The sequence below is a fragment of the Aneurinibacillus sp. REN35 genome (genome assembly GCF_041379945.2).
Taxonomy (GTDB): domain Bacteria; phylum Bacillota; class Bacilli; order Aneurinibacillales; family Aneurinibacillaceae; genus Aneurinibacillus.
Genome location: NZ_JBFTXJ020000001.1, coordinates 67,054 through 80,838 on the forward strand (window position 1 = coordinate 67,054; position 13,785 = coordinate 80,838).

The following is a 13,785-nucleotide window of genomic DNA, read 5'->3' on the forward strand; positions in this document are numbered from 1 at the left end:
TTTAGATAAAAGTATAACTCTCTCCAAGAAAAAATATAATAGCATATTCTTTTCAAGGTATATGTTTGTTCTAACTATGTAAGCTCCCTCAGTTGTTTGAGTTGCTTTGTACTGAGGGAACTATTATTCCTGTATATCAAACTCATCTAACGTTTTGTAGTACGGAAATGCTATGCTGCTAACGGGGCAGGACAACTCAAGAAGAGAGTGGAATATGGTAAAGGGAAATAGAATAGTGAACAAGCTAATGCTTGATAAGGGGGGAACAGTATGGAGGTTTCATTAAGTAATGGCGAGACGCTTTTTTATCAAAAAAAGAATGGTGGAGAAGATATTCTTTTGCTGCTTCATGGTAATTTGGCATCTTCAGATCAATGGGATTTGTTAATTGAACAATTACCATCTAATTATACAATATATGCACCTGATTTGCGTGGTTACGGGAAATCTACTTACAACAAACCCATAAAAACATTTAATGATTTTGCTACAGATATCAAGTTGTTCTGTGATGAATTAAATCTTACTACTTTTCATTTAATGGGTTGGTCAAATGGTGGGGGAGTGGCCATGCAATTTGCAGCTAATTATCCTACCCGAGTAGATAAATTAATACTGCTTGCTTCTATGTCCACTCGTGGGTATCCAGCCTATAATCCTGATGGAGAAAGACTTCAATCCAGAGAGAAAATTGCTTCTGATCCTATGATTAATAGAATGTTACATGCACAAACTAAAGGAGAAAAAACTTTTTTTGAGGCAGCTATGAATCACTTAGTGTATCCAATCAATAAACCAGAGAAAGAAAGATTTGAGAAGTATGTAGAAGGGGCATTACAGCAGCAAAATGTAATTGATGTAGCAGATGCAGCCAATAGATTCAATATAAGCTCAGTTTCAAATGGGATTATTGAAGGTACCAGAAATCTAAAAAATATCGTTTCCCCAGTACTTGTTTTACGGGGGAAACATGATCTCATGGTTTCAGAAACTATGACATTAGAGATTGTTAATGACATGAAAGAGCACGATATTCATGTAATCTATAAAGTTTTAAATGCGGGGCATTCTCCTTTAGTAGATGATATTAATAACACAATAGTAGAAATCAATCAATTTCTGCTTTAATAAAATTTGCATGAGTCGTCTAACTGGGCTGTCATTTTTTTGAAATGTGAAGTATCCCTGTATTATCTGCTTACTACCTAGGATTAAACTTGAAACGAGTATTAGCAGGGTATAGTTCTCAGACTCATGTAGGATTCAAAAAGAAGCTCAAACGACAAGGGCAAAGCAAAATGCATTGCCCTCTTTCGTATCTTTATAACAACAATCTTTACGAAAAGAGACTAGCTAATCAATACTTGTAGATCATGTTATTTCTTTGCATGCCCAAGCATCAATCTCAACTTTAAAGATAGGTGCAGCTAATGCGACTACATACATCAGTGTCATGCAAGGAAGGTGATCACCAAGAAAGTCATGAATTATTTTCTTTCTTTGATTGAGGTCAATTTCTTCAACCAAATAAAAAACTAGCTTGGTTATGTCTTGAACATCCATGTCAGCAGATTCAAGATTTTTTCTGATATTGTCTAGTGCTATCTTCATTTGTTCTGCTGGATCTTCGGGTACACTCCCGTCTTTTTCCATGCCTAATTGTCCAGATAATGTTAACCATTTATTAGGTCCGGTTACTTCGATTTGGTGTACATAAGGAGCTACTGGTGCGTGAATTTCTTTTGGATTTCTAGAGACTTTCATATAATGCCTCCCTTTCTATAAGATTTTTCATGTATTATGATCCAAAACATAACCTCTATTGAATGAGATTTTATACTAAAGGGTGGTACCTATGCAATGATGGTTCCCAGCAAAATAAAACTGTTCCCTAGAGCATGAGTGAAAATCGAGTCAAACATCTGATTTCATCCGTGCTTTTTCTTTTAGCAGGGGGAAGGGATCGTTTATTTTTTACGGTTACACTTTTTCATTGGAGAAAGGAGCATGTGGAAGAATAACACTTAAGTTTCGCTTGCTTGGTTTTATCGTGGGAGTTTCTATTCATTTTAACAGTTGTAGCCCCTTTAGTTTATCTGAAAAAGATGTAGTATGTTATTCTGTGGTACGTACGGAATAAAGGAATGGTGAGTAGTATGAATAAAAGGCTATTGGTAAGTGCCTTATCAACAGGGCTTATTCTAAGCGGATTCGGTATTACATCAGCTTCAAACCAAGATAAAGACATAGAGAAAAAGCTGATGACGGAAAAGCAAGCTATTCAAATTGCTGAAAGGGCTGCAAAAGGCACAGTAACTAAAGTTAACTTGGAGGAAGATAATGACCAATATGTGTACGAGGTAGAGCTTGAAACGAAGACAGGGGAAGCCGAAGCTGATATTAACGCCATTACAGGAGATGTAATTGAATTGACAAAGGAATCGGCGACCACTGTAAAAAAAGATGACAGGTCATCATACCCTGAACTTGATGTCATTGCGAAGCAAATTGATAAGGTGCAGGGTTATAAGATCCAGACTGTCACAGATCATAAAGGAAAGCGTATTTTATTGTTTGTAGACCAGAACGGTAAAAAACAATATAAAACGATTTTTGTTAAAAATACTCATCGCTTGAAAATTATCGAATTAAATGGTGGCCTTTTTTTGCAAGTATTTTCATATATTCAGAGACATGTTCACATAATAAAAAATACTTTTATTAAGGGGTCCCTTCGCACGTGAAAAACAAGAAATCTTCATTTTGAATAAACCCACCGCCATTCCATCTATACGTCCATCCGTTATCTAACATATTTCCATGTACAGACGTGTCTTCTTCAGGCAGATATATATCAATAAGATCCCCCCAGGAAAATCATAAACTGGAGTGTACGTATTAACAAAACCGTGTCCATTACAGGCAGCAGAAGCCTGGTTTGGTGATATTCCTATTACAAGCAGTAAGCCAAGTACCAAAGCCATGATAACTTTTTTTGTCTTTCTCATTTTTACACCTCCTCTGAAAACATTCAACGCCTATGTTATCGTAATATTTCGTTAAATGTAGTGTTTCTTTTTTAATACCGATTTTTAGATGAAGGTAATCCTTTACCTATTCCTTCTCTCGTGTTGGAGGAGAGTCAACAATCTTGTACAATACAGGATTATTACTATTGTACGCTTGATTGATTAAAATATATAATTGCTATATATTTTAATCAATCAAGCGTAAAGGATGTTTTTATGGATAAGAATAAGGAAGATTCCATTCGAGCTTTAATGGAGGAAATGTTTAATATTCAAGTTAAGTCGAATCGTTTTATAAAATTGCTTACTCATAATCAAGGTATCTCTGACAATTTAGTGCTTTTACTATTGCATCTTAAATTGTTTAGGTTTTTAAAAATCACGGAAATTGCAGATACATTCTTCTTAACGCCAGGTGCTGCAACTAAAATGTGTGATAAGCTTGAACAACTGGGTTTTGTTGAAAGAATAAGATTAAAAGAAGATCGTAGAGTTGTAAGAGTTACCTTAACAAAAAAAGGAGGAGAAAAAGTGGATCAAATATTTTCTACATTCTCCCTTAAACAGCTACAGACTATAGCCAGTTCCTTATCAGAGATAAATCACTTGTTTAAAAATATCGAAGAGACCATTTGAAGCAGATCATACAATGATCTGTTTTTTATTGTTGACGTAATAATTGATTTTTTATATATTTTACTTAGTATTTATTTGAATAAGTAAAATATATTTTGATGAAGGAATGAGCTGTGAAAAATGCGGAAAAAGAAGTTTATATTAGGAGGGATCATTTTGATGACACTAGCAGTTCTAGGTTTATTGAACAGTTTTAAAAGTAACTTCGAATACCGATCAAACATAGAAAATGTCAATGGAATTGTGCTGCAATCCGATTTTTCAAACATTAAGGTAGTCAGTACTCAACCAGATTTATTTATTGATTTTCAAGGGCAAGAAACTGTATTTGGAAAGCCGAATATTGATATTACTTACAATAAGGACAAAGCTGTTATTACTGTACGTACATTTAATAATGGATGGAAGAAAATGCTGCCTGGTAAAAGACACAGAGGGGATATACATTTAAACATACCACCTAGTTCGTTAGATGAGATTCACTTAGAAACAAAAAATGGAAATGTTGATGTAGACCGTGTTGCGGGAGCTAGTCGGCTATTCCTTAGCTCAGATGTAGGAGGGATTAGCATGAATAGCTTCCAAGGAGAATTTCTACATGTTGAAGCGGGGAATGGTTCCATTACTTTAGGAGAAGTACATGGACAAATTACTATTAGAAATAAAGTAGGCTCGTTAAAGAGTCTAGTCCTCCAAAGTATGAAAGGAGAAAACAATATTAAAATTTCTAATGGCAATGTAAACGTTCAGTTACCTAAAGAGACAAAAACGGATGATATAGGATTAAATATTTCGACTAAAAATGGCAAGATTTTTTCTAAAGAGCGTACATTAAATATTACCAATAAAGGACCAGGGAAAGAAGTAATTAATAATACACCAAATAATGAAACAAAACTAAATATATCGGTCTTAGTAGGAAATATAGAAATTAATTAATACTATAACAAGGCATGCAGGGTAAAGGGTGTGGTTTTTACCGTAGCATGTCGGTAAAATCCCGGACAAGAAAGTCTCGGAAATTTCGTGCCGCCAAAGATAGATAGCGTCCCTTGAGCCAAGCGATTTGGTAGGTGCGTTGACAAACAGGCTGGTCGATATGCAATGTATGATAAAATGTCTCCCCTTTTTCTATTAAAGTTTCCGGTAAAAAACCAACCCCAATTCCCGCACGAATGAAATAAATAACTGCTGCATGTTCATCAACTTCGCACATTATATTTGGATTACACCCGGCCGTTCGAAAGAATTCATCCGTCATGTTGCGAAATGAATTCCCTTGTTTTATGCAGATAAAAGGATCATCGGAAAGTTCACGTAGGGTAATGCTCCTTCGATTTGCAAATCGATGTGTATGGGGAACAGCCAGTAAGATTTCTTCGCTGGGGAAGGCCAATCCCTCGATTCCCGCCTCTTCAATAGGAGGGAATGTAATACAAAAGTCGATGTCCCCGTTTCGCAGCTGCTGCACTTTTTCTTTCTCAGACGCTTGCGTAATTTGAAGTTTTACATGCGGGTTTGAAATAATAAATGAACCAATGATCTCAGAAAAGCATTTATGATTGGTTGTTGCTACAGAAATACGTCCTTGCTCCATTCCTGCGAGATCCTGAATCTCCATTCTGCCCTCTTCAAGAGTGGTTAATGCCGATTCTACTTTATGTAAAAATGTTTTTCCGTACTCGTTGAGAGAGATGTGCCTTCCTTTGCGATCAAATAACGGTACCCCTAATTCCTTCTCGAGCCGAGAGATTGTTTTGCTGAGAGCGGGCTGAGCGATATGAAGTTCTTGTGCAGCTTTCGTCATATGTTCTAATCTTGCGACCTTTCTAAAATACTGTAGCTGCAGCAGTTCCATCTTGTTCCTCCTCTATTCATATACTAAAGGTTATATATAGATATAAAAGGATATATTATCCATCATTAATAATTCATTATAAGATAACATATGCAAGCATACAATTCAGACTTTGGATGGAAAAGGTATGTAAATCTAATAAGGGAGAGTTGCATAGATGAAAGCCGCAGCAATGTCTACTTTTGGCCCTCCGAGCGTTTTGCAGGTAATGGAATTTGAAAACCCAAAGGTAAACACTGGCCAAGTACGTGTACGGATTAAAGCTGCCGGGGTACAGCCGTTCGATGCAGAGGTACGCAGCAGCGGCTGGACACCACCCGGTCTAGAAGTACGGTATCCACAAATTCTTGGCAACGAGTTTGCAGGGATTATTGATCAAGTCGGGGATGAAGGTACAGACTTTTCAGTTGGAGATGAAGTGATTGGATGGGCTTTACTGGCCTGCTATGCAGAATTTGTTGTAGTTAGTGTTGATCAGATTGTGCATAAGCCCACCAGCATGTCTTGGGAAGAGGCGGGGGCAATAGCCGCTTCTGGACAGACAGCTCATACTGCACTATCGGTAGTAAGGGTTGGCAAAGGCGATACTGTGCTGATACATGCCGCTGCTGGAGGTGTCGGTACGATTGCTGTTCAACTGGCGCGTGCCTGGGGAGCGACTGTCATTGGTACTGCAAGCGAACGCAATCATGAGTACCTCCGTTCGCTTGGCGTGCTGCCTGTTACGTATGGAGAGGGGCTTGTAGACAGAGTCCGTGCTTATGCACCAAAGGGAGTAGACGCTGCCTTCGATGCCGCTGGGGATGCAGCTCTGCTTGCATCGGTAGAACTTGTCCAGGACAGAGATCGCATTGGGACGATCGTTGCATTTGACCTGGGAGAAAAACTGGGGGTCCGCCTCATTCGCAGCAACCGATCTGTCGAGCGGCTCACTGAACTTGTCGACTTATATGCACAAGGAAAATTGCGCATCCACATCAGAAAGACATTTCCACTGGACCAAGCTGCGGACGCCCACCGGGAGATCGAAAGTGGTCACGGCCGGGGAAAAGTTGTCCTTACCATTGACTAAAAGTAATGATAAAGCCCTCTAGTAGACTAGGGGGCTTTTATGTATAGCTGCAATTGTTTGCGTCAGCATATCGAATCAGAAGAGTTGTAAGGACATGGTATACTGTGATAAAAAACGTTCTTTGAAAACAGGAAATCATTCAGAACGGAGGATAGGTTAACATATGCACAAAACGGCAGAAGCTTTATATAAGAACAGATTCTTGCATTCCATGGAAGAATTCGAGGCGTTCGAAGATACGCTCGCGCAAGTTAATTTATCGAATCCCGCGTTGGTGTATGATCTTTGTCTTGTGCGACTACATTAAATCGGGGGAAAATAACATGCTCTCATTTGTCATAGAAATAGATGTAACCATGCTGGAACAGAGCAAAAAAGGCTCATTTTTTGCTGGGGTCCGCAAGATTTTTACACAAGAGGAATTTGAGATTTTTAGATTGGCAGCGCAAACCAAAAAAGAAGTTCACACCGCAAAGATAAAGAATCTGGATGGCCTCTTGCGAATGGAGCAATTGGCTTGCATTGTCTCCTCGCATCATGGACGCTATACGATTTATAAAGTCGAAGGATTGACGCGAAGCATTGGGAGTATAGAAGAAGTCCGCGAGCACATTGAACATTTTATAGAGAATAATCAACTGCCGGTATTTACCTATCATCCAAACGTGTACAAGCAAAATATCATTATCTACCATCCGAATATATGTGAAGTGTGTGAAAAGGAGCAGGAGTACTTTTATGATTTGCATCCTTACAGCGAATACGATTTAGAACATGTATGCGTGTATTGTATTGCGAATGGAGAGGCCAATAAAAAATTCGGGGCAGAATTTAATAACGTCATTGCAAAAAACTTTGACGGGGTCGATCAAGAAAAAATCAAAGAGTTAGTGGAAAGAACCCCCTCCTATATTACTTGGCAAGGGGAATTTTGGTTTTCGCATTGTAATAACATCTGTGCGTTTATCGGGGATTTGCAGGCATCAGATATTGAAAATTTTAAAGAAGAGGTAGTAGAGGATCTAGAAGAACAAGCGGAATGGTTCGGGTTAACAGTTGACGAATATATCGATGAATTAGTAGACGGACATATGCAGGGCTATTTATTTCAATGCCTGCATTGCGGGAAACACAACGTATATTCTGATATGGATTGACTCATTATGCTCGGATAAAGAAAGGAACATAGAAATCCAAGTTTGGGAGCGGGAGGAGTTATTCCCCTCCAATACGCATAATAGGGTCTTGGTCATGGAAGGCAATACAGATAGGAATTTTGCTGTCCGCTTTTTTACAAGCATTAGCAAATGCGACAATTGTTCGTGCTAGTAAATACAATGTGATACCCATTGCTTTTTCCGAACTATCGAAGCCATTCTCAGAGTAAATCTCTGCAAATTTTATTAGAATGGGTCCATCAATACTATTGGACCAATCACAAGCCCAATCATCGTCTTGGTCTTCAGGAGGATTATAGTTATCACAGATAAAGAAATGACTATCCCAGTTATTATCCAAATCATACTCGAAATAAATGGCTTTGGCAGCGTTATTCTCAGCTAAAATTATGGATGCTACAAGCCCTTTTTCTAATTCTTTCTGATACTCATTCAGATTAATGGTATGAATTTCTTTCGCTGTTTTTTCATCTGCTAGTTGTGAGCATAGATTATGATATTTTTGCTCAATTTCTGTGGACGACCTAGTAAATAAGTGCTGCTGCATATCATCAAGATGTTCAAAAATATCCAAATTAATTCCTCCCCTTACTACTACGTAACAATCCAATTTGATTATAGTGGTTAAAAATGAATGTGTAAAATAGAACCAGTATAATAAGAGTTGAGCTGCATGATTCATAACATGATAGAAACAATTGATAGCGGAATATTTGAGGATGATGTATATGTAAGTGTAGTTGGATTCGAATTGAAGGAAAATGAGATTTTGCTTACATTTGAGTTTACATACATAGTGCATTGGGAAGTTACGGAAGGACTCATTCCTTTTGGTACGTATAGTAATGGAAAGGTCGACTGGCTGCTGGATTCAAGCATGGGCTTATTTGCTAAAGCACCAGCTAAACTTGGTACAGAATATGCAAAAATTCTAGAGAAGCATGGGGTAAAAACATCCCTTTTACCCTCTATAAGTGAAAAGCAATGGCAGGGGAAAGAGCAGGACTATAAAGTTTTTATATTTGGCGATTCGTATGTTGTTGCCAAGAGATTTAAAGCGACTCAACTCGTCTAAACGTCTAATTTTGTACAGGAATGAGTGGTGTATTCATTTGGACATTACGTATGCCCAGAATATTATTGTAGGCATTGTAAAAGAAAATATTTTTAGCTGGTATATTCTTGATAAGGATGACCTATACGATTTCTTGTCTGACCAATTAGATTATTCGACGTTAAGCAGCCATATTGAAGGATACAGGACAACGACTGAGTATATAAGGAACTGTGTAATTGAAGAGAATTATCGTTGTGCGGATGATACCTTAAAATTCAATCCATCCGTATATATGAACTTTGATACCAAATGTCTATTTTCTTTATATCCGGAGTATACAGCATTCGAAAAAGTAGCATATAAAGATTGGATAGGAAGATACGTTGATTTTACTAATGAAGTACCGGATGAAAATAGATATTGGATGATTGATGGAAAGAATTATATTGAAGATACATTTAATTATTTTGTTGAAAGAGGAATGAGGACGGAGTGAGATGTCGTTTTGAACAATAACTATACAATTTTTGTAGAGCAATGGAATGATATGTTATCTAAAATATGTGACATTGGCGGAGACGTACTACCTCTTTCTATTGATCGCCCCGCAACGGTAGAGGAAATTCATGCTGTTGAATGTAAACTTGGCTTTTCACTTCCCGAGGATTTTAAAGATGTAGTGTTACATTTTTCGAAGGCGGTATATTTTCGCTGGTCTTTTCCAGATGAAGTGAATGTACCGGATGAATGGAGTGAGGTTTTTTCCGGGGAATTAGGGTGGAACATAGAATGGCTTGAAGATGCAACGCCTAGTGCCATTGAAATGGAAGAGGAGGGATATGGACAGGGGCTGAAAAATAAACTTCAGTTTTTTTATGTAGGTAACGGTGATATGGTAGCGTTCGATATGAGTTCCGAGGGGAATAACAAAAATATTGTCTATTGGAGCCATGAAGAAGATGAAGTGGTTCTTGTAGCGGATAGCTTTTTATCCTTTATCGAGAAGCTGACGGAACTGTATTGTGTTGGTGCGGAAATATGGCAGTATGAAACCTTTATGGATGCAAATGGACTGAATCCTGCTATGGAATCATCGAGCAGGTGGAAAAGCTGGTTCAAGTTATTAACAGAGGTGAAGCGAGAAGATGTTGCGCATGATTTGGAGTGCGTGATTGAGTATGTATTGAACCACGGCAGTGTAGAGAAAGAAATGTTTGAGCTGTACAGTCGGAAAGAGATATTTGAAAAAGCAAAAGGACATCTGCAACAAGAAGATAGGCAGCGTAAGAGAACCGCTTGCAAAATCATTGGAGAGGTAGTAGGTGAATGTGCATCTGACTGGGTTCTTGAACTTTGGAAGGACAATTATCTTGTAGATGAGGAGCTTCGTTCTTATCTTACCGCATGCTGTGTAGCGGAAGATAAGGGACTAGCGCTCGTATATTCGTATTTGGAAAGTCAGACAAACGCACACGCTGCGCGGCATCTCTGTCATTTTCAATCCAATAAAGTCATTTCATGGATGGAGGAGCATGTGCGTTTCCCTGTAACGGACGGTTGGGATGAGCTTTTTGCTGTATCGAAGCCGACCTGGGATGATATCGTAAGGTGGATTCATTTAGAGGATAGACACAGAACGACAATTATTCATGCTTTGGAAAGAATGGTAGAGACAAATCCGTACTTCCCTTATGGAGAGGAGCAGAAAAAAATTGTCCATGCACCTTCAAAAAATGAGGTTGTTCAGCTGCTGTATAAGTTGAAGGAGATGCAGGTATTGAACAATAAGAAACGAATCCTTGATGAGGTTATAGAACAAATCGATGTACTTTTGTAGAATGGGCCATGTTCATTTTTGTGTACAAGCATAACTAAAGGCTGGTCATCAATAAAGGGATGACCAGCCCTTTTTACGGCTTTCTTTGTATCTTACAGGATGATGGGCTGGAATCCGTTCTTAATATAACCAGCAAAATCTATATGCTTACCGCTTGTTGACTCATCTGTAGCCGCAAATCCCACTCCGCTGCCTACAGCGTCTTCTACATCAAAGAACCCGGAGCACGCCTGACAGCCGCCTTTAATGATGCCAAGCTTCATTACTTGTTTATATACCGGGTTAAAGATATGATCTGGCTTTTCTAGCTCGCTTACCCAGGTAGTCCCTGCACCATCAAAAAGAATCTCTACTTCATATCCAGCCTCATGTAATTCTTGACCGTACAATAACCCGTGCAAAGCCTTGCCTCCGTCATGTGCTCCAGCTTGAATAATGACAACAAATTTGTTTTCCATTTTACATTCCTCCAATTGGATTAAAATAAGTAAGTTGCTGTACTTTATTTCGGATTAAACGGTGATCGCTCTAACAGTTCCGATGTGAAGCTTAATGCGTTCCGAGTTTCTATCACTTTTTCAATCTCTACATCAAGCAGCCTTTCTGCTCCAGGGAATTTGTCTGAAGCCCCTTCATTCCACCGTATGTTAGCTCTTCCTGAAATCTGTAAGGTTTTACAATTCTCGAAGTTGATGAAAATCAAACCTACATTGGGGTTAACCTCAATATTGCCCAGTGTATTAAACATGTTATTACCAAAGTAGTCAGGAAAGAGTAGATGAGTATCATCAATAATCTTTACAAACCCAGGATTTCCACCGCGATGTGACGCATCCACTTCTCTTTGGTTGTTCGTGCTTGCGATAAAAAAGGTATCCGAGTCTTCAATCCATTTTGCCTGGCTTGGCAATAGGCTTGTATTTTGTAAGGTTGAAACAGCTAACGGTTCCTTCTTTTTACTGGTTTCGATTCTCCGGGTCGTTATATATTTTGGACAATTCCCATAAACTTGTTCAGTATGAATAATCAGTCTCTTCTTGTCGTAACTAGCTGTACCATTCACTCTAAGACGTCGTCTATCCAAAAAGTCCATAAATAAAGTACCGATATGCCCGTTTTCATGAATATTTGCAACTAAAGGGTCTTCAGGATTATGGATACCAGAAATGACAATCGTTTTTTCTTCAACTACATCGATAAAACCGGGTTCTCCCTGGATGATCGATGCCCAGACTCTTCCGCTGCTATCAATAGAGCTTACAAAAACAAAGTTCTGTTTTTGTAAAAAACCTAAGGCAGCTTTAGGAATATGGTTCCTATACATTTTAGCAGTAAAATCATCAGGCATTCTGACGCCAGCAAGCTTATGTGCTCTTCTCTCGCCACTATGAAACCCCATCTCCATGCATTCTCTCACCTCCCTTCAGGAAATCGGCTTTTAATACCAAAACTTAGGATAGCTTCTGTTGTTATGCAGATTATTAATAAGCAAAGCAATAAATACGATGGCTATAGCACCAAATAAAGAAGGGAAAAGAAGAAAGCTCCACTTGCTTTTTGCGAACATGACAACTAACGGATCGGCACCTGCAGGGGGATGGACGGTCTTTGTTAACACCATCATAGCTATCGCTATCCCAACAGCTAAAGAGATCGACCATATGGAAGTTCCTATAGAGTGTAGAATTGCTAATCCAACCAGTGTAGAAATGAAATGACCTCCGACAATGTTTCTTGGTTGAGAAAAAGGAGCATCCCAGGCGCTGTAGGCCAAGACACAGCTTGCCCCGAATGGAGCCATTACCCAAGAATCACCGGAAATTTGCGTTATTAACATAAGGGCTAAAATAGTAAGAAATCCACCGAAAAATCCCATTATTGCATTCTCAGGCAATGCTTTTTGTGTTGTTCTTTCTGCTGTTTTCATTTTTGCGAAATATCGATGGAGAAAAGATTTTTCTGGTTTCCTCCTTTTTACGACCGTTGCTTTCAAACCACTCTGCCCCCCTTATAAACATAGTTACATATTAATATATGTTAATTTATAGCATTGGGATGAGCCTTGTGTCAATAAAAATATCAATGTCTTTCTTATTGAGATGTAAATATACATAGTTTATTATTAATATAAGGTGGTGTAGAAAATGAGCATGTATAAAACCTTAAGTTTGGTTATCAATGCAAAGCTTCCGATTCCAATAAACATACAGCTTAAAGAGCAAATCAAGTTTTTGATAAAAATGGAGTTTTTATTGCCGGGAGATTATCTCCCAACTGTAAATCAGCTTGCAGATCAACTTGCTATTAATCGAAATACAATCAATTGGGTCTATACACAACTCAAAGAAGAAGATTTGCTGTTGATGCAAAAAGGACGGAGAACGCAAATAAAGGACTCCCCTCATGTGAAATCCTTAGTAGCGAAAAAAGAATTAGATGAAATTGTGAAAACATCAATCGAAAGAGCGATTGAAAAAGGATATACATTTGATGAGTTTATCGCTTCTACATTTATGCATCATCACTTTTTTATCGAGGATAGGGGTACGGGACAATTCTTATTTATAGAATGCAGAGAGCATGACCGCAACTTTTATTTAGAAGAAATCAAAAAGCATACGGGAGCTAAGATCACAGAATTGTTTATTGAGGATATGAAGGGTAACATTGAGGACAAAATTACGAATATGGACGAGATACACGGAGTCATCACAACGCTAAATCATTCAGAGGAAGTAAAGGATTACTTTAAGAAGCACAAAAAGCCTGTTTATACAATCGGTGCGACTCTTTCTGTAATAGATCTGATGAACATTGCGAAGTTAAAAGAAGGAACAAAGGTTGCCTTTGTCTGTCTTGGAGACAGCGGTGGACAGTGGATGGCAAAAAGAGTTGAGGAAGCAGGCATCAATCACATCGTGAGTGTTGTCGGTGGGATAAATAAAAGAGAAAAACTTGAGGAGATTATCTCTTCTGTTGATTATATATATGCCTCTGAAGCAGCTTATGAGGAGCTAAACAGTCGAGCCCCTGAGAAAACATGTTTACTTCCACTGAAACTTGAAAGAACCAGTGAAGAAATACTAGATAATTTGAGCCTTGCAAAGAAATCTTGATA

General features: G+C 38.3%; 17 protein-coding genes. 10 read left to right on the forward strand and 7 right to left on the reverse strand.

Annotated features, from left to right (window positions below; genetic code table 11):
* Positions 1-270 precede the first annotated feature (270 nt).
* Complete coding sequence (gene phaZ / locus AB3351_RS00360; RefSeq protein WP_371145125.1) at positions 271-1,128, forward strand: intracellular short-chain-length polyhydroxyalkanoate depolymerase; 858 nt, start codon at positions 271-273, stop codon at positions 1,126-1,128.
* 243 nt (positions 1,129-1,371) lie between these two features.
* On the opposite strand, the gene AB3351_RS00365 is transcribed toward phaZ, so the two are convergent.
* Positions 1,372-1,764, reverse strand: a complete 393-nt coding sequence (locus tag AB3351_RS00365; RefSeq protein ID WP_371145126.1) for a RidA family protein — start codon at positions 1,762-1,764, stop codon at positions 1,372-1,374.
* 392 nt (positions 1,765-2,156) lie between these two features.
* On the opposite strand from AB3351_RS00365, the gene AB3351_RS00370 reads away from it, so the two are divergent.
* Positions 2,157-2,744 (forward strand): PepSY domain-containing protein, encoded by a 588-nt coding sequence (locus AB3351_RS00370; protein WP_371145127.1) that lies wholly within the window; start codon positions 2,157-2,159, stop codon positions 2,742-2,744.
* Between the two features lie 63 nt (positions 2,745-2,807).
* Here the strand turns inward: AB3351_RS00370 and AB3351_RS00375 are convergent, their stop codons facing one another.
* Entirely contained in the window at positions 2,808-3,008 is a 201-nt protein-coding gene (locus AB3351_RS00375) for a hypothetical protein (protein ID WP_371145128.1), read from the reverse strand.
* A gap of 237 nt (positions 3,009-3,245) precedes the next feature.
* On the opposite strand from AB3351_RS00375, the gene AB3351_RS00380 reads away from it, so the two are divergent.
* Together AB3351_RS00380 and AB3351_RS00385 are read left to right on the forward strand one after the other, a co-directional pair.
* Positions 3,246-3,665: a MarR family winged helix-turn-helix transcriptional regulator gene (locus tag AB3351_RS00380; protein WP_371145129.1), complete on the forward strand. Its 420-nt coding sequence runs from the start codon at positions 3,246-3,248 to the stop codon at positions 3,663-3,665.
* A 159-nt stretch (positions 3,666-3,824) separates the two neighbouring features.
* Complete coding sequence (locus tag AB3351_RS00385; protein WP_371145663.1) at positions 3,825-4,604, forward strand: DUF4097 family beta strand repeat-containing protein; 780 nt, start codon at positions 3,825-3,827, stop codon at positions 4,602-4,604.
* A gap of 37 nt (positions 4,605-4,641) precedes the next feature.
* Here the strand turns inward: AB3351_RS00385 and AB3351_RS00390 are convergent, their stop codons facing one another.
* The gene (locus AB3351_RS00390) at positions 4,642-5,523 is read right to left on the reverse strand and encodes a LysR family transcriptional regulator (protein ID WP_371145130.1); all 882 of its coding nucleotides are present in this window, start codon (positions 5,521-5,523) and stop codon (positions 4,642-4,644) included.
* 157 nt (positions 5,524-5,680) lie between these two features.
* Here AB3351_RS00390 and AB3351_RS00395 point away from each other — a divergent pair, with 157 nt between their 5' ends.
* Both AB3351_RS00395 and AB3351_RS00400 read left to right on the forward strand, forming a co-directional pair.
* On the forward strand, positions 5,681-6,595 hold the full coding sequence (locus tag AB3351_RS00395) for an NADP-dependent oxidoreductase (RefSeq protein WP_371145131.1): 915 nt from the start codon (positions 5,681-5,683) through the stop codon (positions 6,593-6,595).
* Between the two features lie 323 nt (positions 6,596-6,918).
* On the forward strand, positions 6,919-7,752 hold the full coding sequence (locus tag AB3351_RS00400) for a CbrC family protein (protein WP_371145132.1): 834 nt from the start codon (positions 6,919-6,921) through the stop codon (positions 7,750-7,752).
* Positions 7,753-7,810: 58 nt separating this feature from the next.
* On the opposite strand, the gene AB3351_RS00405 is transcribed toward AB3351_RS00400, so the two are convergent.
* On the reverse strand, positions 7,811-8,347 hold the full coding sequence (locus AB3351_RS00405) for a hypothetical protein (RefSeq protein ID WP_371145133.1): 537 nt from the start codon (positions 8,345-8,347) through the stop codon (positions 7,811-7,813).
* Positions 8,348-8,446: 99 nt separating this feature from the next.
* Here AB3351_RS00405 and AB3351_RS00410 point away from each other — a divergent pair, with 99 nt between their 5' ends.
* From AB3351_RS00410 to AB3351_RS00420, 3 genes are read left to right on the forward strand one after another with little or no spacing between them, the layout of a single operon-like run.
* Positions 8,447-8,848: a hypothetical protein gene (locus AB3351_RS00410; RefSeq protein ID WP_371145134.1), complete on the forward strand. Its 402-nt coding sequence runs from the start codon at positions 8,447-8,449 to the stop codon at positions 8,846-8,848.
* A 37-nt stretch (positions 8,849-8,885) separates the two neighbouring features.
* The gene (locus AB3351_RS00415; RefSeq protein WP_371145135.1) at positions 8,886-9,326 is read left to right on the forward strand and encodes a hypothetical protein; all 441 of its coding nucleotides are present in this window, start codon (positions 8,886-8,888) and stop codon (positions 9,324-9,326) included.
* Between the two features lie 9 nt (positions 9,327-9,335).
* Entirely contained in the window at positions 9,336-10,667 is a 1,332-nt protein-coding gene (locus AB3351_RS00420; RefSeq protein ID WP_371145136.1) for an SMI1/KNR4 family protein, read from the forward strand.
* Between the two features lie 92 nt (positions 10,668-10,759).
* Here the strand turns inward: AB3351_RS00420 and AB3351_RS00425 are convergent, their stop codons facing one another.
* From AB3351_RS00425 to AB3351_RS00435, 3 genes are read right to left on the reverse strand one after another with little or no spacing between them, the layout of a single operon-like run.
* Positions 10,760-11,125: a hypothetical protein gene (locus tag AB3351_RS00425; protein WP_371145137.1), complete on the reverse strand. Its 366-nt coding sequence runs from the start codon at positions 11,123-11,125 to the stop codon at positions 10,760-10,762.
* A gap of 44 nt (positions 11,126-11,169) precedes the next feature.
* On the reverse strand, positions 11,170-12,072 hold the full coding sequence (locus tag AB3351_RS00430; protein ID WP_371145138.1) for a pyridoxamine 5'-phosphate oxidase family protein: 903 nt from the start codon (positions 12,070-12,072) through the stop codon (positions 11,170-11,172).
* Positions 12,073-12,105: 33 nt separating this feature from the next.
* Positions 12,106-12,594: an HPP family protein gene (locus AB3351_RS00435; RefSeq protein WP_371145664.1), complete on the reverse strand. Its 489-nt coding sequence runs from the start codon at positions 12,592-12,594 to the stop codon at positions 12,106-12,108.
* A gap of 217 nt (positions 12,595-12,811) precedes the next feature.
* Here AB3351_RS00435 and AB3351_RS00440 point away from each other — a divergent pair, with 217 nt between their 5' ends.
* The gene (locus AB3351_RS00440; protein ID WP_371145139.1) at positions 12,812-13,783 is read left to right on the forward strand and encodes a GntR family transcriptional regulator; all 972 of its coding nucleotides are present in this window, start codon (positions 12,812-12,814) and stop codon (positions 13,781-13,783) included.
* Positions 13,784-13,785 lie beyond the last annotated feature (2 nt).